The organism is Billgrantia campisalis (assembly GCF_022341425.1).
Lineage (GTDB): Bacteria > Pseudomonadota > Gammaproteobacteria > Pseudomonadales > Halomonadaceae > Halomonas > Halomonas campisalis.
On the sequence record NZ_JABFUC010000009.1, the window covers coordinates 19961 to 38844 of the forward strand.

Here is an 18884-nt window from a genome sequence, read left to right on the forward strand (position 1 = left end):
GGCCCCGACCGAACGCCCCCGCCAGCGGGCCAGCCGGGCCGCGTCGAAAAGCTTGCCGCTTTCTTTGCCACGCTCTTTGCCTTTGCCCGCCCCCTCGAGGGTGTACGGCCCACTATGTTGCGCTGCACAAAAAATCCTGTTATTGTGCATTGCAGCAAAGACGCAGAAGGCATCGGTCGACCACCAAGGCCTTCGATCAATCAAGCACCCTAAGGAGGGTCCAGCGATGCAAACCGTCGACACCAAGCAGTACACCGAGCAACTCGAATCCCTGTTCATCGGCCCGGCCCGCGCCTATGCGGCACTGACCGTGGACTACAGCGAGAAGCTGATCAATGCCCAACTGGAGGCCGGCAAGTCCTGGGCCGATGCCAATCTGGCGCAGCTGCGCAGCCTGCTCACCGTCAAGAGCGCAGAAGATCTGCGGATCTACATGGAAGGCCAGCAGAATGTCGCCAAGGAGCTCGCCGAGCGCCTGAAGCGCGACGCCGACAAGGTGGTGGCCCTGCAGCAGGACTTCGTCCAGCAGAGCCAGAAGCTCACCGAAGAGAGCGTCCAGAAGGGCCAGAAGCTGGCCGAGAGCGGCGTCAAGCAGGTGACCGAGTCGGCCAGCAAGGCCGCCAAGCGCGCCTGACCCGACTGCCGGCCTCGCCGGCAGCCGAGACCTGACAGTAAGGGCCGTCGATCGCTGATCGACGGCCCTTTTACGCCTGGACGTAAAGCGCGCCCATGGCAGGCTTGCGAGAGCCGCCGCGGCTGGTCATTCTTAGCTTCAACGCCCCCTCGGGGGTATGCTGACTGCAGGGACCGGCAATGGGGCAAGCCGGCACCACAGGGAGCACAGAGGTGAATCGACCAGAGGGCAGGGCTAACCACAGCGGGCAGGCACAGAGCTTTAGCACGGCGCTGATTCGCCGGCTTGGCCCGGTCATGCTGTGGCTGTTCCTCCTGGCCGGCGCGGCCGGCGCCGAGCCTCGCCCCTTCCAGGGCGAATCGCTGCCGCTGCTGCCCCACGCCCACTATGTCGTCGAGCCGGAGTCCGGCTGGCGGGTCGAACAGGCGGTTCGCGCCTTCGCTTCCGGGGCCTTCTGGCCGGCCGAAGCCGAGGCCCTGAACCTGGGCCGGGTGGAGACGGCCGTGTGGCTGCACCTCGAACTGCCCGCCCCGGTGGTACCGACAGGTCCCTGGCTGCTGCACCTGGACCGGCACCGCTTCCAGGAGGTCTCGCTCTACCACCGCGGCGAGGAGGGCTGGCAGCGGCTGGCACCCAGTGTCCGGGACCCCGCGGCCGGTGCCGAGCGGCCGCTCTTCGAACTGCCCCTGGAAGCCGAGACGCCGCAGCGCTTCATGCTGCGCCTGGCATCCCAGGCCCCCATGCTGGTCGCCCCCCGGCTGCAGACCCCCGCCGCCTACCTGGCCGACGCGCGGCAGCACGACTTCGCCAGCGGCCTCTACTATGGGCTGATCGCCGCCCTGGCGTTCTTCGCGGTGGTGCTGTCGCTGACGCTGCGCGTTCGCAGCCCGCTCTGGTATGCGCTGCTGATCATCCTGGGGGCCCTCTACCTCGGCATCTCTCGCGGCCAGCTCATCGTCTGGTGGCCGGCGATGACGCCGCGCCTCGAGCTGCTGGCGGGAAGCGCCACCCTGTCCGCCATGGCAATCGCGGCCCTGCTGCTGAGCCGCGACTTCCTGCTGACCGCCAGCCGCGACGCCGACGGCGAGCGTCTCACCCGCCTGGGCCTGCTGGTGGCGGTCAGCACGCCCCTGGCGGTGCTGCTGTTCGGCGAGCGCATCAGCCTCCCCTACCACACCCTGATGGGAGTGGTGTGCAGCATCGTCCTGGTGATCGTCGCCGTGCGCGCCTTGCGCCGGCACTTCCGGCCGGCCTGGGGCCTGCTGCCCGCCTGGCTGCTGCTGATCGGCGGCCTGGGGCTCTCGGCCGGCCTGCACCTCGGGGTCCTGCCCTATCGGCCCTGGAGCCTCCACGGTTATCAGGCCGGCTCGCTGCTGGCCGCCCTGCTGCTGCCCCTGGCGCTGGGCTGGCGAATCCGCTGGCTACTTCAGGAGCCCGCCGCCCGGGATCGCCAGCACGGCCGGGGGCAGGACAGCGCCATGACCGACCCCTTGACCGGGCTCTACAACCGGCAGCGCCTGCCCGGCGCCCTGCAGGAGGGAGTGAAGCACTGCCGACGCACCGGCGAGACGATGAGCCTGATCCTGCTCGACGTGGATCACTTCAAGGCCTGGCACGACAGCTGGGGCCAGGAGGCCGGCGACCAGGTGCTGGAGGCGCTGGGCAAGCAGATCCGCCAGCATGTGCGTCAGCACGACATCGCCTGCCGCTACGGCGGCTCGGAATTTGCCATCATCCTGCCGGGCACCCACGCCCACGCGGCAGTGGAGATCGCCGAGCGGCTGCGGCGCACCATCGAGGACCAGCCGTTCACGCCGCTGCCCAACCAGCTCGCCCGGGTGACCCTCAGCCTGGGCATCGCCCAGCTGGCGCCGGAGGATACCGCCGAGAACCTGATGCGGCGCAGCGACCGCGCGCTCTACTCGGCCAAGCGCCTGGGCTGCAACCGCAGCGTGGTGGATGGTGCCTCGTCGCGCGCCACCAGCTAGGAGCCGTTAGGAGCCGTCAGTGGCTCTTGACTCGCCAGATCCGCCAGGCTAGCAGGCCGATGATCAGCGCCCCCAGCGGCCCCAGCACGGCGGCCGCGGTATAGGGGGGAATGACGATGCCCAGGGCGGCGAGGCTCTGCAGCCCCAGCTTGAACAGGCTGAAGAGGTAGTAGCTGATGACGATGATCGACAGCCCCTCCACCGCCTTCTGGATCTTGAGCTGGCTGCTGGCGCGCTCGTTGAGGCTGTGCAGGATGCTGGAGTTCTGCTCCTCGATCTCCACCTGGGCCCGGGTCCTGAGCAGGTCGTTGAGCCGGGCCACGCTCCTGGCAAGGTTCTCCTGGCGCTGGTCGATCGCCGCGCAGAAGTGCACCGTGGGGCGAAAGCGGCGCAGGATGAAGGTGCCCAGCCGCGGGCGGTCGCCGACCCGCTCCTCGCGCAGCTCCTCGATACGGGTGTAGACGATGCGGGCATAGGCCTCGGTGGCACTGAAGCGCTGCCGCGAGCGGGCACCGCTGCGCTCCAGCCGTGCCGACAGCGAGGAGATCGCCGCCAGCAGGGGGCGCGGCGTGGTCTCCTCGCTCTCGGCGTTGCGCTCGGAGAGCTCGCCGAGCTCGCGCTCGTAGCCCTGCAGCTCACCGCCCAGCTGCTTGGCCAGCGGCAGCGACAGCGAGGCCATCATCCGATAGGTCTCGATCTCCAGCAGGCGCCGAACCATGCGCCCCAAGCGGAAGGCGTTGAGCCGGTGATTGACCAGCAGCAGGCGGTTAACCCCCGCTTCGCTGAGGCGAAAGTCGCTCCACACCGTGGCGTCGCCGCCGCCCACCTGGGAGCCGGCCGGGTCGTTGAAGCCATAGGCATCGGTCTTGCCCGCCCATGAGGCCTCCGACTCCACCAGCACCAGGCTGGCGTTGATCAGCGCCTCGCGGTGGGCCTCGATGATGGTCGCCAGCACCGCGGGTGGCGCCGGCCAGGGGGGCGCCTCCTCCCCCTTGGGCACCAGCAGGGTGAGGGTGAAAAACTCGGTGTGCCGCTCCCATTTGAGGGTCTGGCCATCGAGGGCCACCGTGCCCTGGACCGCCTCGATGTCGGGAGAGGCGTCGGCCATTTCGCCAAGGCGGGCGAGGATGGCATCGCACACCTCGCCGTCGTCGAGAAAGGCGACGTGGTGAAGGTGGGCCGGCTCCGAAAAGTAGATCGAGGGTCGGGCATGCAGTTCGTTGTGCAGGCGTTCTCGCTGGGGGTGCATGGTCGGGTCCTGGAAATGGTTGAGCCCCGAGACTACGGCCTGAACGCCCGGCGGCCAAGCCCCCAAATGTCGGCAAGGCACAGGGGGTCGGAAGAGGACGTCGCCCGGCGAAGTGCGCTAGGCTAGTGCTGTCGCCTTCTGCCGCCAAGGGAGATAACTCCATGAGTGAGCGCATTTCGCTCGTGATCGTACCCGTGGATGGGTCGCCCACCGCCGCCGCGGCCACGCGGCATGCCGCCCTGCTCGCGCGCCTGCTCAAGGCCGAGCTGCAGCTGCTCCACGTGATGCCGCTCAACCCGCCGGAGTTCAGCGACATGCCGGCCAACCGCCAGGCCGAGGCCGATCGCGACCGCTCGCTGCGCCTGCAGGCCGCCAGCGATGCCTTCGCCAGCGCCCGCGAGGCCATCGACCCGCCGCTGGAGCCGAGCCCCCGCGAGGTCACCCTGGAGGACGACACCTTCGTTCGCCACCCGGCCCGCACCATCGTCGAGCATGCCCGCCGACATGACCGCTGCCTGCTGGTGATCGGCGCCCGCCACCTCACCGACATGGGCAAGTTCGTGGAAGGCAGCGTCAGCAACGAGGTGGTCCACCGGGCGCGCGGCCCGGTCACGGTGGTGCACGCCGAGGCGGCGCCGGGGGATATCCAGCGGATCGGCCGCGTGCTGCTGCCGGTGGACGGCTCACGGCACAGCGACCAGGCCGCCGCCCTGGCCGGGGATCTGGCGCGCAGCGCCGAGGCCGGCGTGGAGCTGCTGTTCTGCCGCCCCAGCGGCAAGCCGGTCGATCAGGAAGCCGACCAGCAGGACGAGGCCGAGCGCATCTTCGCCCACGCCCGCCAGGTCCTCGGCGAGGTGCCGGCCGGCGTCACCGAGCAGCTGCTGGCCGGCGAACGCTTCGCCGAGGCGATCACCGAACATGCCGCGCGCTACGAGGATTACCCGGTGATCATCATGGGACGGCGCGGGCTGGGCACCTGGCGCGAGAAGCTGCTAGGCAGTGTCAGTCACCGGGTGATCGATCTGGCCTCATGCCCGGTCACCGTGGTGGTGTAGCCGCGCCGACAAGGCCCGCCCCCCTCAGTGGCCGGCTTCGTAGGCAGCCTTTAGCCGGTAGAACTCGGCGACGATGGCCTCCATGGCCGCGGCATCGTAGTCGCACAGCCCGCTGACCACCAGCTTCTTGGAGCCGCTGCCGACCACCTCACCGGCGTCGAGGATGGAGAACTCCAGGCGCACGTCGCCGCGCTTGCCGTTCACCTCCAGGGTGGAATCGACCAGCTGCAGCTCCGGTGCGCGCAGATCCAGGCGCTCCAGCGAGAAGCCCATGCTGTCGTAGATCACCAGCGGGCGGCGCGGGTTGAACATCACCCCCTGCGCCTCGAGCAGCGGCTTGAGCACGTGGGGGAAGTTCTTACCCGAGAAGGCCACGTAGCCGCGGGTGAAGGCCTCCACCGCCGCGGCATCGCGGGTCGTCTCGCCGCGATGGCTGACCTCCAGGTAGCGCTTGCCCTCGTCGTCGCTGACCGCCAGCAGGCCGTCGTCATGGGCCTGAAGGGTGAGCGGCGTGCCCTCTCCCACCATGCTCTTGAAGTGGAAGTCCATGTGCCGCGAGAGGCCAAAATGGTCCAGCACAAGGGCGAACAGCAGGTCTCCCGGCACGCAGAAGCGCCGCGCCCCCGCATCGTGGATGGGGTTGAAATCGCCGGCAACGCGCTTGGCGAAGTCGCTGGCCTGCTGCGCAGAAATGCAGATGTGCGAGCCCGTGCGCGTATGATAAGGATCGAGAAACATACGTGGTCTTGTCTGCCCTGGGTGATGAGGCGGTCACCGATGCGAATCGGTGGCATGCTGCAACGCGTCGATGATGCCACAAATCGGCCCGGGGCGAAGCCACTGCACTCGCGGCAATCAGCCAACAAGGAGGCCTGCGGCACGCGATGGCGCCCACCAACGGACCCCCACCGCGCCGACTCCGGCGCTGGCCGCTGAGGCTGGCGGCAAGCCTGGCGCTGCTGGCACTGCTCTATCTGGCCGGCCTCAACCTGCTGCTGAACAGCGCCTGGACCCAGGCCTGGCTCGACCGCCACCTGCCCCAGGTATCGGTCTCCTGGCACAGCGGCTGGAGCCTCTGGCCCGGCCGGCTGCGGCTCGAAGGGCTGGTGATCGAGCGCCACGACGAGGCGCTGCCGCTGACCCTGGCCGTGGACGAGGCCGAACTGCGCCTGGCGACGGCCGGGCTGTTCAGCCGCCGCCTGCGGGTCCAGCGACTCGAGGCCAGCGGCCTTCGGCGACTGGCGGTGGGCGAGCACCGCCTGCAGGGCGACGGCGAGCTGCGCCTGGACGCCCTGAGCCTGGCCGAAGCACGCATCAGCGTCGACTCGCTGGCGCTGACGCTGAGCGAGGGCAGCCTGTGGCGCGATGACACCCTGCTGGCCGAGGCGCTGTCACTGACCGCCGATCTCAGCGTGGCCCCCTTCGCCCCCGCCCAGGGCCTCCACCGGGAGCAGCTCGCCCCGCTCTCCGGCGAGCTGCGCCTGGCCGGTCGGGCCGATGCCTGGGATGTCTTCACCCCCTACCTGGCGGCCACGCCCTGGCTGGCACTGGCGGGCAGCGGCGCCCTCAGTGGCGAGCTGACGCTGCGGCAGGGCGTACTGGCCGAGGGCAGCCACCTGGGCCTGGACGCCCCGGCCCTGGCGGTGACCCTCGACGAGAGCGCCCTGCTGGGCGACGAGGCCGAGGCCGTCCCCCGGGGGCGCCACCGGCTCGCCGGCCGTGGCCGGGCCAGCCTGCAGGTGAGCGCCGAAGGCGACGCCCCCCCCGCCCCCCGCCTGGACGTCCACCTCGACGACGTCACCATGCAGCCGCTCCACGAGGACGATCCCGCGCCGCTGCTCACCAGCCGCCGCTTCGCCCTCTCGGCCCACCTGCCCAGCGCCGACCTGACCGCGCCCCCGCAGCCGCCCGACAGCGCCCGGCTGAGCTGGCAGGCGGCCGAGGTCGCCGACGTGGGCCGCCTGGCCCGCTACCTGCCGCCGGGCTCGCCATTGCGGCTGCATGGCGGCAGCGCCCGCCTGGACGCCGAGCTCAATTATCGCCACGGCCGATTCGACGGCCGGGTCGACCTGAGTGGCGAAACGGTGGCGCTGACCCTGCTCGAGCAGCGCCTGCAGGGGGAGCTGACGCTGGGACTCAACCTCGCCGAACTGGACCCGCAGGCCCGCCGCCTCGATCTCTCGGGAACGCAGCTGCGGGTGGCGGCGACGCCGGCGGGCGAGAGCACGCCGATGGTTACCGACCTGAGGCTGCCGACGGCACACTTCAGCACCCGGCGCCCGCTGGACGAGCTGGCCGACCGGGAGGGCCCGCCGCCGCTGGACGGCGAGCTGACGGTGACGGGGCGAGTCACCCATCTGGCCTTCCTGAACGCCTTCCTCGAGGAGGCGCTGGACGGCCGCGGCATGACCCTGGACGGGGAAGGCGAGCTCGACGCCCGACTGGTGCTCGACAACGGCCGCCCGAGCCCCGAGAGCCGCCTGACCCTGAGTGCACCGAGGCTCGAGGCCCGCTTCCTGGGCTTTCACGCCCACGGCCGCGGCACGCTCAGCTCGCAGCTGCGGGAGACCCGGGCGGGAGCGCCGGGCGCCGAGCTGGAGGTGCGTCTGGAAGCGGCCCAGCTGAGCCACGGCCAGGACCCGCGCCCGTTGCTGGTCGCCCCGACCCTGACCCTGGCGGCCCAGCTCGCCTCCCTCGATACGCCCGAGGCCACGACCCTGCGGCTGGCCTGGCCGGATGCCAGCATCCCCGACGTAGCGGTGCTGGGCCAGCACCTGCCCCCTTCGGCGCCGCTGGCGCTGCTGGGCGGCCGCGCCGAGAGCCGCGGCGAGCTGCTGCTGGAGGCCGACGGCCTGAGCGGCGAGCTCGCGCTGAGCGGGCGCGCCCTGCGAGCCCGGCTGCTCGATACCGAGATCGAAGGCGAACTGAGCCTGGCGCTGCCGGTTCGCCATGCCCACCTGGACGGCAGCCGCCTCGACCTCTCCGGCGCCCGCCCGACGCTGCTTGCCGACAGCCCAGACAGCGCCCAGCCGCTGAGCACCCTGCTGGTGGCCCGCCAGGCCCGTTTCGACCACCCCTTCGGCGGGGCACAGCCCCCGCACACCCGACTGGTACTGGACGGACTGGTCGAGCGCCTGGGCTTTCTCGACCGCTTCCTGCCCGCCGCCCACGGCGTGACACTGCGCGGCAGCGGCCAGCTGCAGGCCGATCTCGACCTGCTGGGCCAGGCACCCCGGCCGGGCAGCCGCCTGCAGGTGGATGCCGAGCGGCTGACCGCCACCTTCCTCGACTACCGCGTTGTCGGCGGCGGCCGGCTCGAGGCGCACCTCGAAGGCGACCCGGAAGCCCCCGCCGGGCGGCTGAGCCTGAGCCTGCCGCGGCTGTCGCTGGGACGCCGGGACGGCTCGACCACCTACCTCAGCGGCCGCCATTTCCACCTGGAGACCACCACACCCCACTTCGCGCTGGCCCCCGGGGCGATCCCGCTGGACGCGCTGACCACCCGCATCGAGCTGCCGGTGGCCGAGGTCGAGGACCTCGCCGACTACCAGGCCTACCTGCCGGCGGGGGCCGGACTGGCCCTGCTCGGCGGACGCGCCAGCCTCACCGCCGAGCTCGAGCTGGTGGGCGCCCAGGCGCGGGGCGATCTGACCCTGCAGGCCTTCGATGCCAGCCTGCGCATCGGCGAACAGCAGCTCGTCGGCAACCTGCGCCTGGAGGCCCGGCTGCGCGAGGGCAACCTGAACACCCTGCGCTTCGATGCCGCCGGCAGCCGCCTGCGGCTGGACAACGTCAGCCGCCGGGGTCTCGACGGCCAGCGGGAGCGTGGCTGGTGGGCCCAGCTCGACCTCGAGGCGGGCCAGCTCACCTGGCAGCAGCCGCTGAGCCTGGAGGCCCGCCTGGCGCTGTCCATGCGTGACAGCGGGCTGCTGGCCAACCTGGTGCTGGCCGGAAGCGGGGAACGGCCGCGACTGGGCCGGCTGCTCACCGTGCCCGATATCCGGGGCCATACCCGGCTGCGCCTGAGCGACGACGGCCTGCATCTCGACGAGCTGACCCTGACCGGACGCGGCCTGGAGCTGCTGGCCAATCTGCGGCTCGTCGACGAATCGCTGCAGGGCGTGCTCTACGCCCGCTACGGCGCAGGGCGGCTGGGGCTTGCCCTTGAGGATGGCGGCCGAGAGCTGCAGCTGTTCCGCCCCCGACGCTGGTACGACAGCGCCGCCGAGGCCCAGGCACGCGACCCCCGCCAGCCGCTGCCGAGCGACTGGCGACAGGCCATCGATACCGTCATCTCCGGCACGGACGACTAACCCTCGGGATGGCTAACGTTTACACTGGCTTTATCGGTTTGCGTTGATTGACCATGACCGCTCATCGTCTCGCCATGGAGGCCCCTTGCCTATATTGTGCAATGACGAAAGAGCCGTGGCGCAACCGACACGAGCACAGGGAGCACGGCGCTGTCCACGGCGGCGCCCGGCAAGCCCAGGAATCGGGAGACCACGCTATTACTTCGAGCATGCCGATCATCACCCCCCTGACACACGGACGGCCGCCGCCCCCCGCGCCGGCTTCGCCGCACAACGGTGTATCTCAGGGCACGGGCATCACTGTCGCTATCGAACCGGGCATTAGGGAAGGTGGAACGTGGTCAGGCTGATGCAACACCTGCTCACCTCACTGGCCCTGCTGCTGCTCGCGCAGATCGCCAGTGGCGATAGCGGCCGGGTAGAGCTGATCGCCCATCCCGAGGTCGGCGCCCAGCTGCTGACCCGCGACACCACCCGGGCAATCTTCGCCATGCGTCAGCGAACCTGGCCCGACGGCCAGGCGGTCCGGGTCTTCGTGCTCGCCAACGAACACGAAGACCATGTTCGCTTCGTCAAGGAGCGTCTCGCCGTCTACCCTCACCAGTTGCAGCTGGCCTGGGACCGGGTGGTATTCTCCGGCACCGGCCAGGCCCCTACCCGCGTCACATCACCGACCGAGATGCGGGAACGGGTGGCCACCACACCCGGCAGCCTCGGCTATCTCGCAACGGAGCACCTGGATGAGCGTGTCCAAGTCATCACCATGGAATAACGCGCCGCGGCGCCTGACCCTGGCGGCCCTGGCCGTCCTCGGCGCCGCGCCGGCAGCGGCGGACAGCATGCTGGATACCCTGCAGGTGCACGGCTTTCTCAGCCAGGCACTGGTGATCACCGATGACAACGACTTCTTCGGCCCCAGCAGCGACGGCGGCGGCAGCCTCAAGTTCACCGAGATCGGCGCCAACGCCTCGCTTCGCCCCCATCAGGACGTGCTGCTGGCCGCTCAGGTGCTCAGCCGGCGCGCCGGCGGCGACGGCCGCGACGCCCGCCCGGTGCTGGACTACGGCGTGGTCGACTACCAGATGCTGTCCAGCCAGCGGCGCACCCTGGGCATCCAGGCCGGCCGTTTCAAGAACCCCTTCGGCTTCTATAACCAGACCCGCGACGTAGCCTTCACCCGGCCGAGCATCCTGCTGCCACAGTCGATCTACTTCGACCGCACCCGCTCACTGGGGCTGTCGGCCGACGGCGTGAGTCTCTACCTCGACGAACGCCTGTCCACCGGCTCGCTGCGCGCACAGCTTGGTGTCGGCCGGGCCCAGACCGGCGATGATCTGCGCCGCACGCTGCGTCTGGACGGGGTTCCCGGCGGCTTCGAATCGCGTAACTCGGCCATCGGCCAGCTGCGCTACGAGCACGACGGCGGGCGAATTGCGGCGGCCATCAGCGCCGCCACGGTCAAGACCCGCTTCGAGTCGGGCGAGCCCTGGCTCGGCGACGGCGAATTCCGCTTCGAACCCTGGATCCTGTCGCTACAGTACAATGCCGAGCACTGGAGCCTGACCGGCGAGTTCGCGCTGCGCGGCTCCAGCATGTCCGGCTTCGACGATCCGCGTTTCAACTTCGATATCACCGGCGAGAGCTGGTACGTGCAGTACACGCGCCGCTTCCATGACCAGTGGCAGTGGCTGGTGCGCTACGACAGCTTGACCAGTAACCGCGACGATCGCTCCGGGCGCGCCTTCGCGGCCAGCGGCGCGGGGCCCGCCCACTCACAGTTCGCCGACGACCTGACCCTCGGCCTGCAGTGGACCCCCCACCCCAAGCTGCTGCTGGCAGCGGAGTATCACCATGTCGATGGCACCGGCTGGCTGCCCAGCCAGGACAACCCCGATCCCGACGAGACGCGGCGGCGCTGGAACATGGTGCTGTTCCAGCTCTCCCTGCGATTCTGATCGCTGCGGCTGTCCGCCCCGGATGATGGAAGGTCCCTGCCGATGACCCACGACACCTCCGCCGCCAAGCGCCGACGACTCAGCCTGACGTGGCGCGTCATCGCCCTGAGTTCACTGCTGCTGCTTGGGGTCGCCGGGCTCTTCACCTACCTGGGCCATGACAATCTGACCCGCCAGTTCCAACAGAGCCGCGACGACCATCACGCCCGCCAGATCCGCGAGATTCGCCTGGCCCTGTCCCGCTCGGAAGAGTCCCTGCGTCAGCTGGCCGGGGTGGTGGCCTCCTCCCCCGGCCTGGGGCCGGCCATGGTGGAGCGTGACCGGGACGCCATTCTGGCGGCGCTGGCCTCCCAATGGCCGACGCTGCAGCTGGAGGCCGGCATCGACGAGATCCTGACCTTCGACGCCCAGGGCCACCAGTTGGCCGGCCGGGGCGAGCGCCACCCCGGCAACGACCGCCCGATGGAAGACTGGCTGAACCGGGTGATGACCTCGGACATGCCGCTCACCGCCCTGCGCTGCATCGACACCTGTCGTCAGTATGCGGCGGTGCCGGTGCTGGGCGAGGGCGAGAGCCTGGGCATGGTCAGCCTGTCACGCTCGCTGGCCGATGTGACCCGCCAGCTGCATCAGGTCTCCGACGGCATGGTGGCGCTGCTGATCACCGGCCCCCGGGCCGCCAGCCCGTCCCAGCAGCGCCACCTCGCCGCCTGGAACGGCGACCTGGTGGCGCTGACCCACGAGGAGGAAAGCCTGCCCATCCTGCAGCGGGCAGCCCGCCTCTCGTCACTAGCCCCGCTCGAGGAGCGCCCCCTGCAGCTGAGCCACGCCGAGCGCCACTTCGAGCTCAGCGCCGTGCGCCTGGCGGAGGACAGCGAGCACCTCCACACCGGCCACTTCCTGCTGGTCTCGGATATCACCGCCCAGATCCAGGCCATCGAGCGGGACACGCGCACCCTGCTGCTGGCCGGCCTCGGCGGCTGGCTGGCCGCCGAGCTGATGCTGCTGGCCATCCTGCTTGGGCCCATGGCACGGCTGCGCCGCCTGGCCGCCGCGCTGCCCTCGCTGGCCCTGGGCGGCTTCGCCGACACCCGCGCCCGGATCCCCCACCCGCGGCACCGCCTGGCCGACGAGATCGACGTGCTGGAGGGCACCACCCTGGAGCTGGCCGACCGCCTGGAGGCGCTGGACCGGGAGGTCCACCACCGGGGCGAGCTGCTGGCGAGCCGGGTGCGCGAGCTGGGCCAGGAGCGCGACTTCGTCAGCAGCCTGCTGGATACCGCCCGGGTCTTCATCCTCGCCCAGGACGAGCGCGGACGGCTGGCACTGGTCAACGAACACACCCTCGGCGTGCTGGGCGTGCGCGAGGAGGCCCTGCTGGGGCGCCACTTCGACGATGTCTTCCCCCTGGAGCCGCGTCAGGCACGCCTGCCGGGCCAGCAGCACGAGGAGCGCACCCTGGAGCTGGGGCCGGGCTGCGCCCGCACCATCGTCTGGTACCACGCCCCACTGAGTACCGCCAGCGACGCCTCCCTGGCGCGCATCTCGGTAGGTCTGGACATCACCGAGCGCAAGGCGGCGGAAACCCGCCTCACCTGGCTGGCCCAGCGCGACCCGCTGACCGAGCTCTACAATCGCCGCTATTTCCAGGAGGCGCTGGACAAGGCGCTGGTGCGGGAGGGCGGCGGCGCCCTGCTGTTTCTCGACCTCGACCAGTTCAAGGACGTCAACGAGCTCAGCGGCCACAATGCCGGCGACCGCCTGCTGCGCATGGTGGCCGACGCCCTGCACCAGGAGCTCGGCCACCGCGGGGTCATCGCCCGACTCGGCGGCGACGAGTTCGCCATGCTCATCGAAGGCGCCGACGAGCGGCGCGCCGTGCGCACCGCCCAGCATATCGAGCACCTGCTGGATACCCTGGAGTTCCGCAGCAACGGGCGCCGTCACCGGGCCAACGCCAGCATCGGCATTGCCCTCTACCCGATCCATGGCGAAACGCCCACCGAGCTGATGGCCAGCGTCGATGTCGCCATGTACAAGGCCAAGGCCAGCAGCGTGCAGCGCTGGCACCTGCTCTCCACCGTGGAGCAGGCCCGCGTCGAGCTCAAGGAGCGGGTCTACTGGGTGGAACGCATCCGCAAGGCGCTGCGCGAGGACGCCTTCGAGCTGATGGTTCAGCCCATCGTGCGCCTGGCCGATCGCGATATTCGCCACTATGAGGTGCTGCTGCGCATGCGCGAGGACGATGGCACCCTGCTCTCACCGGGGCGCTTCATTCCCATCGCCGAGCGCAACGGCCAGATCCTGCAGCTCGACCGCTGGGTGATTCGCCACAGCCTGCGCCTGCTGGCCGCGGTCCAGCAGCGCGGCATCAGCCTGGCCGTCAATCTCTCGGGCCAGTCGCTTCACGACGCCGGGCTGAACCGGTTCCTTGCCGACGAGCTGGCCGCCAGCGGCGCCGACCCCCGCCAGTTGATCCTCGAGGTCACCGAAACCGCGGCAGTCACCGACTTCTCCACTGCCAGGGGGGTGCTGCAGGGCATGCGCGAGCTGGGCTGTCGCACCGCCATCGACGACTTCGGGGTCGGCTTCAGCAGCTTCCACTACCTGGGCCAGCTGCCGGTGGACTACATCAAGATCGACGGCTCCTTTATCCGCACCCTGACCACCAGCGCCGACAGCCGCGTGATCGTCAAGGCCATGGCCGATATCGCCGCCGGCTTCGGCAAACAGGCCATCGCCGAGTTCGTCGACCAGAAAGCGTTGATACCCTTACTCGAATCATACGGTATTGCTTATGGCCAGGGGTTTCACCTGGGCAAACCGATTCCCCATAGCGAGGCCTTCGGCATGATCTCGCTTGGCAGCTAAGCCGGCCGGCGGCCCCCCATGACCAGTCAAGGAACTCCGTAGATGACCGCTCGCGAAACCTTCGGTGCCCGGCCCGAGCCCACTCAGCTCTTCGACCGCTTCCAGGACGAGTTCCACTTCCAGCTCACCGCCACCCAGGCCGAACACGAGCGCGTCTTTCGCCTGCGCCACGCCGTCTACTGTCGCGAGCTCGGCTATGAGCAGGCCGCCGACCCCGCCAACAGGCTGGAGTACGACGCCCATGACCGGCAGGCCATCCACTGCCTGGTGACCCACCGCGCCAGCGGCCTCGCCGCCGGCTGCCTGCGCCTGGTGCTGCCCAGCCCCCTCGAAACGCCCGGAGGGGCGAGGCTGCCGCTGCAGGGCTACGCCGGACAGAGCCTGACCCACCCCACCTGGCACCCGGAGCGCCTCGATCGCAATCGGATCTGCGAAGTCTCGCGGCTGGCCACCTCGCCACACTTCCGCAACCGCCCGGCCAACGCCGCTCTTGTCGACCCGGCCGAGCCGCCGCCGCGGTTCAGCGAGGCGGCGCGGCGCACCTTCCCGGTGATCATCATCGGGCTGTTCCTGGCCAGCACCGCCCTGGTCGGGCTGGCCGGTCGCCGGCATGTCTTCGCCATGATGGAGGCGCGGCTGCCGCGGCTGCTGGCCATGTCGGGGCTGACTTTCACCCGGGTCGGCGAGACCATCGACTTCCACGGCCGGCGCAGCGCCTATTACATCGACCAAGGACAGGCGGAAAGCGAGATGCACCCCCACCTGCTGCCCCTCTACGCACACATTCGGCAAAGCCTGTCTCCGCAGCTACCCCGGGCCATGCCCGGCGGTCACGACGCCCAGACGACCCGCCCCGGCTGAGCCGATCAGGAGTCCCGCGGTCCGTGGCGATCGCGCTGGCGGCTCGGCGGAATCAGCTTGACCCGCGTCTTGGGGCGCGTCGGGGGAGGCGTCGAGGCCTCGTGGCCGTCTTCCGGCGGGACCTGGTGCGACCCTGTCGGGGGCTGGATCGTCACCCAGGCGAAGGTGGGCAGCGCCAGCCGCCAGTGGATGGCGGACAGCCGCAGCCCCAGCGTCATCAGCAGCGCCACGGCGATGGTCAGGGCCGGCGGCGCCCCCAGCGCCTCCAGCGTCACATAGGCGATGCCCCCGACGATGGAGGCCGTGGCATAGACCTCACGGCGCAGCACCATGGGCACCCGACGCGCCAGCACATCGCGCACCATGCCACCGGCCACGCCGGTTAGCAGCCCCATCAGCACCGCCACCACCCCCGGCGCCTCGAGCAGCAGCGCCTTGTGGGTGCCGATCACCGTGAACAGCGCCAGGCCGAAGGCATCGGCCACCGGCAGGAAGACCCGCGACAGGCGATGGATGTAGTGGAAGCCGATCATCGACAGCCCCACGGTGCCCAGGATCACCCACAGGTAGGTCGGGTCGCTGACCCAGAAAACCGGCCGCACGCCCAGCACCAGGTCGCGCAGGGTGCCGCCGCCGATGCCGGTCACCGCCGCCAGCACCAGCATGCCGAAGGGGTCCATGCGCGAGCGGCAGGCGAGTATCACCCCCGACAGGGCAAAGACGATCACCCCCACCATGTCCAGCCAGTAGATCAACCCCGTCACTGGTAGGTCACCACCAGAAAGCCCACCAGCTCCTCATCGCCGCAGTTCTCGATGGTGTGCTCCAGGTCGGCATGGTAGTGGGCGGAGTCGCCGGGGCCGAGCGCGCAGCGATTGTCGCCGGCCTGGATCCGGGCACTGCCCCGGGTCACGGTCAGCAGCTCGCGGGTGCCCTCGAAGTGGGGGGCACTGTGCAGGCTGGCCCGCGGGGCGAGGCGCACCTCATAGAACTCCACGTTCTTCTCCAGGTGCAGCGGGGAAAGGGTGCGAATTCGACACTCCTGATCGTCGCGAAACAGCTGGCTGGCATCGTCGCTGCGCACCACCTCGATGCGCGAGGCGGCCCAGGGCTGATCCACCAGCTCACCGATGTTGAGGCCGAAGGCCTGGGCAATGCGCAGGGTCACCGCCAGGGTCGGATTGGCCCGGCCGCGCTCGATCTGGCTGAGCATCGAGCGGCTGACCCCCGAGGCGGCGGCCAGCTGTTCCAGGGTGAGGTTGCGCTTCTTGCGCAGCTCGATCACCCGGCTGGCCAGACCCTGGCTACCCACGTCGACGGCCCCGCCGCTGGCGGAAGCACTATCGTTCACATCGACTCTCCTCTATACCGATAGGTACCGACGGTCAGGGCAAGCGATGGCCACCGACCGATTTCCACTATAAGGGAAATTAATCTTGCATAGCAGAATAATTCTGCAATACTGGAAACTGTTCTTCTATAGTAAACATGACGACATCGAATGCCAACGGCTAGCCGCCGTCCTCATCGGTCACCACCCCGGCGCCACAAGCGCAGCCACAAACTGGTACCACGACGAACGCTCGTACCCCGACAACGTTCGTACCACGACAAACAATAGGTGAAACATGAAAGCACTGGTCAAGAAGGAAGCCGCTCCCGGCCTCTGGCTCGAAGACGTACCCGCCCCCGAGGTCGGCATCAACGACGTGCTGATCCGCGTCAAGCGCACCGCCATCTGCGGTACCGACGTGCATATTTACAAATGGGACAGCTGGGCGCAGAAGACCATTCCCACCCCCATGGTAGTAGGCCACGAGTTCGTCGGTGAGATCGTCGAGGTGGGCTCCAACGTCAACGACTTCACGCCCGGCCAGATCGTCTCCGGCGAGGGCCACGTGGTCTGCGGCCGCTGCCGCAACTGCCTGGCGGGGCGCCGCCACCTGTGCGCCCATACCAGCGGGGTGGGGGTCAACCGCCCGGGGGCCTTCGCCGAGTATGTGGCGCTGCCCATGTCCAATGTCTGGGAGCACCGGCCGGGCATCGACCTGGACGTGGCCGCCCTGTTCGACCCGCTGGGCAACGCCGTGCATACCGCCCTGCAATATGACCTGCTGGGCGAGGACGTGCTGATCACCGGTGCCGGCCCCATCGGCGCCATGGCCGCGGCGGTGTGCCGCCACGCCGGCGCTCGCCACGTGGTGATCACCGACCTCAACCCCGAGCGCCTGGCGCTGGCCAAGCGCCTGGGGGCGACCCGCACCGTGGACGTGCGCCACGAGAGTCTGGCCGAGGTACAGCGCGACCTGGGGCTCAGCGAAGGTTTCGACGTCGGCCTGGAGATGTCCGGCAGCCCCGCCGCCTTTCGCGACATGCTGGCCAACATGTGCCACGGTGGCAAGGTAGCGATGCTCGGCATTCCCACCGAGGACATCGCCATCGACTGGAACACGGTGATCTTCAACATGCTGACGCTCAAGGGCATCTACGGGCGCGAGATGTACGAGACCTGGTACAAGATGTCGGTGATGATCGATTCGGGGCTGGATATCGCGCCGGTGATCACCCATCGCCTGCCCTATACCGAATTCCAGCGCGGCTTCGATGCCATGCTGTCCGGTGAAGCCAGCAAGGTCGTTCTGAACTGGGAGCAATAAGATGTACGGGGACTTTCAACACCACCTGCGCCGCGAACTCGAGGCCATCGAATCGGCCGGGCTGACCAAGCACGAGCGCCTGCTGAGTTCACCGCAAGGCGCCCATGTGGCGATCGAGCAGGGCCGCGAGGTACTCAACCTCTGCGCCAACAACTACCTGGGCCTGGCCCAGCACCCGGAGGTGAATGCCGCCGCCAAGGCAGGGCTTGAGGAGTGGGGCTACGGCCTGGCCTCGGTGCGCTTCATCTGCGGCACCCAGAGCCTGCACAAGCAGCTGGAGGCGAAGCTCAGCGAGTTTCTCGGCACCGAGGACACCATCCTCTACCCCTCCTGCTTCGACGCCAACGGCGGGCTGTTCGAGACCCTGCTGGGCGCCGAGGACGCGGTGATCTCCGACGAGCTCAATCACGCCAGCATCATCGACGGGGTGCGGCTCTCCAAGGCACGCCGCTACCGCTACCGCAACCGCGACATGGCCGACCTGGAGGACCAGCTCAAGGCGGCCGACCGCGACGGCGCGCGCTTCAAGCTGATCACCACCGACGGCGTCTTCTCCATGGACGGCTATATCGCCCCCCTCGATGAGATCTGCGACCTGGCCGAACGCTATGGGGCGCTGGTCCACTTCGACGACTGCCACGCCACCGGCTTCGTGGGCGCCGGCGGGCGCGGCACCCACGAGCACCTCGGCTGCATGGACCGCATCGATATCACCACCGGCACCCTGGGCAAAGCGCTGGGGGGAGCCAGCGGCGGCTACACCAGCGGCAAGCGCGAAGTCGTCGAGCTGCTGCGCCAGCGCTCGCGGCCCTATCTGTTCTCCAACACCGTGGCGCCGCCGGTGGTGGCCGGTGCCCTGAAGGCCCTGGAACTGGCCGCCGAGTCGGGTGAGCTGCGCACCCGGCTCAAGGAGAACACCGCCTTCTTCCGGGACGGCCTCGAGACGCTGGGCTTCGAGCTGCTGCCCGGCGAGCACCCCATCGTGCCGGTGATGCTCCACGACGCGGCGACCGCCGGCCGCTTCGCCGACGCCATGCTGGAGGAGGGCATCTACGTGATCGCCTTCTCCTACCCGGTGGTGCCCCAGGGCAAGGCGCGCATCCGCACCCAGATGTCGGCGGCGCTCAGCCGCGAGGATCTGGAGTACGCCCTGGCCGCCTTCGGCCGGGTGAAGGAGCGGCTGGGGATCTAACCAGGCAGGGTCTCTAACCAAGCGGGGGCGACTACCACCTTGGTCGTAATCGCCCCGCAACCCGCCTCCCGGCAGGCATACTGAGTCGACTATAACGATTCAGCTCCCC

14 protein-coding genes are annotated in these 18884 nt (G+C 69.5%); 10 read left to right on the plus strand and 4 right to left on the minus strand.

Annotated features, from left to right (window positions below):
* Window positions 1-226: 226 nt before the first annotated feature.
* Together HOP52_RS11950 and HOP52_RS11955 are read left to right on the plus strand one after the other, a co-directional pair.
* Window positions 227-634 (plus strand): phasin family protein, encoded by a 408-nt coding sequence (locus HOP52_RS11950; protein ID WP_238977618.1) that lies wholly within the window; start codon window positions 227-229, stop codon window positions 632-634.
* Between the two features lie 212 nt (window positions 635-846).
* The gene (locus HOP52_RS11955) at window positions 847-2622 is read left to right on the plus strand and encodes a diguanylate cyclase (protein WP_238977619.1); all 1776 of its coding nucleotides are present in this window, start codon (window positions 847-849) and stop codon (window positions 2620-2622) included.
* 16 nt (window positions 2623-2638) lie between these two features.
* On the opposite strand, the gene HOP52_RS11960 is transcribed toward HOP52_RS11955, so the two are convergent.
* Window positions 2639-3871, minus strand: coding sequence for a DUF3422 domain-containing protein (locus HOP52_RS11960; protein WP_238977620.1), 1233 nt, complete (start codon window positions 3869-3871; stop codon window positions 2639-2641).
* Between the two features lie 161 nt (window positions 3872-4032).
* Between HOP52_RS11960 and HOP52_RS11965 the strand changes: the two genes are divergently transcribed.
* Window positions 4033-4926 carry a universal stress protein gene (locus HOP52_RS11965; RefSeq protein WP_238977621.1) on the plus strand — a complete coding sequence of 298 codons (894 nt, stop codon included), beginning with the start codon at window positions 4033-4035 and terminating at the stop codon, window positions 4924-4926.
* A 24-nt stretch (window positions 4927-4950) separates the two neighbouring features.
* On the opposite strand, the gene HOP52_RS11970 is transcribed toward HOP52_RS11965, so the two are convergent.
* Window positions 4951-5664 carry a DUF3581 family protein gene (locus HOP52_RS11970; RefSeq protein WP_238977622.1) on the minus strand — a complete coding sequence of 238 codons (714 nt, stop codon included), beginning with the start codon at window positions 5662-5664 and terminating at the stop codon, window positions 4951-4953.
* Between the two features lie 146 nt (window positions 5665-5810).
* On the opposite strand from HOP52_RS11970, the gene HOP52_RS11975 reads away from it, so the two are divergent.
* The 5 genes from HOP52_RS11975 (at window position 5811) to HOP52_RS11995 (ending at window position 14926) form a co-directional block, all read left to right on the plus strand.
* Window positions 5811-9239, plus strand: a complete 3429-nt coding sequence (locus HOP52_RS11975) for a translocation/assembly module TamB domain-containing protein (protein WP_238977623.1) — start codon at window positions 5811-5813, stop codon at window positions 9237-9239.
* Window positions 9240-9588: 349 nt separating this feature from the next.
* Window positions 9589-10011, plus strand: coding sequence for a hypothetical protein (locus HOP52_RS11980; RefSeq protein ID WP_238977624.1), 423 nt, complete (start codon window positions 9589-9591; stop codon window positions 10009-10011).
* Window positions 9980-11194, plus strand: a complete 1215-nt coding sequence (locus HOP52_RS11985; RefSeq protein WP_238977625.1) for a hypothetical protein — start codon at window positions 9980-9982, stop codon at window positions 11192-11194. Before HOP52_RS11980 ends, HOP52_RS11985 begins: the two co-directional genes overlap by 32 nt.
* Before the next feature lie 42 nt (window positions 11195-11236).
* On the plus strand, window positions 11237-14065 hold the full coding sequence (locus HOP52_RS11990; RefSeq protein WP_238977626.1) for a bifunctional diguanylate cyclase/phosphodiesterase: 2829 nt from the start codon (window positions 11237-11239) through the stop codon (window positions 14063-14065).
* A gap of 42 nt (window positions 14066-14107) precedes the next feature.
* Entirely contained in the window at window positions 14108-14926 is an 819-nt protein-coding gene (locus tag HOP52_RS11995) for a PEP-CTERM/exosortase system-associated acyltransferase (RefSeq protein ID WP_238977627.1), read from the plus strand.
* Window positions 14927-14931: 5 nt separating this feature from the next.
* Here HOP52_RS11995 and HOP52_RS12000 read toward each other — a convergent pair whose 3' ends face one another.
* Window positions 14932-15690 (minus strand): trimeric intracellular cation channel family protein, encoded by a 759-nt coding sequence (locus tag HOP52_RS12000; protein WP_238977628.1) that lies wholly within the window; start codon window positions 15688-15690, stop codon window positions 14932-14934.
* Window positions 15687-16277: a helix-turn-helix domain-containing protein gene (locus tag HOP52_RS12005; RefSeq protein WP_238977629.1), complete on the minus strand. Its 591-nt coding sequence runs from the start codon at window positions 16275-16277 to the stop codon at window positions 15687-15689. Before HOP52_RS12005 ends, HOP52_RS12000 begins: the two co-directional genes overlap by 4 nt.
* Before the next feature lie 277 nt (window positions 16278-16554).
* Between HOP52_RS12005 and tdh the strand changes: the two genes are divergently transcribed.
* Both tdh and kbl read left to right on the plus strand, forming a co-directional pair.
* Complete coding sequence (tdh, locus tag HOP52_RS12010; RefSeq protein ID WP_238977630.1) at window positions 16555-17583, plus strand: L-threonine 3-dehydrogenase; 1029 nt, start codon at window positions 16555-16557, stop codon at window positions 17581-17583.
* A 1-nt stretch (window position 17584) separates the two neighbouring features.
* Window positions 17585-18775, plus strand: a complete 1191-nt coding sequence (gene kbl, locus HOP52_RS12015; RefSeq protein ID WP_238977631.1) for a glycine C-acetyltransferase — start codon at window positions 17585-17587, stop codon at window positions 18773-18775.
* Window positions 18776-18884 lie beyond the last annotated feature (109 nt).

Bases quoted from the DNA above. Each gene is read 5' to 3' on its own strand.
- HOP52_RS11970 (WP_238977622.1), bottom strand. From the start codon at position 5,664: ATGTTTCTCGATCCTTATCATACGCGCACGGGCTCGCACATCTGCATT.
- HOP52_RS11975 (WP_238977623.1), top strand. From the start codon at position 5,811: ATGGCGCCCACCAACGGACCCCCACCGCGCCGACTCCGGCGCTGGCCG.
- kbl (WP_238977631.1), top strand. From the start codon at position 17,585: ATGTACGGGGACTTTCAACACCACCTGCGCCGCGAACTCGAGGCCATC.
- HOP52_RS11990 (WP_238977626.1), top strand. From the start codon at position 11,237: ATGACCCACGACACCTCCGCCGCCAAGCGCCGACGACTCAGCCTGACG.
- tdh (WP_238977630.1), top strand. From the start codon at position 16,555: ATGAAAGCACTGGTCAAGAAGGAAGCCGCTCCCGGCCTCTGGCTCGAA.
- HOP52_RS11995 (WP_238977627.1), top strand. From the start codon at position 14,108: ATGACCGCTCGCGAAACCTTCGGTGCCCGGCCCGAGCCCACTCAGCTC.
- HOP52_RS11965 (WP_238977621.1), top strand. From the start codon at position 4,033: ATGAGTGAGCGCATTTCGCTCGTGATCGTACCCGTGGATGGGTCGCCC.
- HOP52_RS11960 (WP_238977620.1), bottom strand. From the start codon at position 3,871: ATGCACCCCCAGCGAGAACGCCTGCACAACGAACTGCATGCCCGACCC.
- HOP52_RS11980 (WP_238977624.1), top strand. From the start codon at position 9,589: ATGCAACACCTGCTCACCTCACTGGCCCTGCTGCTGCTCGCGCAGATC.
- HOP52_RS11985 (WP_238977625.1), top strand. From the start codon at position 9,980: ATGAGCGTGTCCAAGTCATCACCATGGAATAACGCGCCGCGGCGCCTG.
- HOP52_RS11950 (WP_238977618.1), top strand. From the start codon at position 227: ATGCAAACCGTCGACACCAAGCAGTACACCGAGCAACTCGAATCCCTG.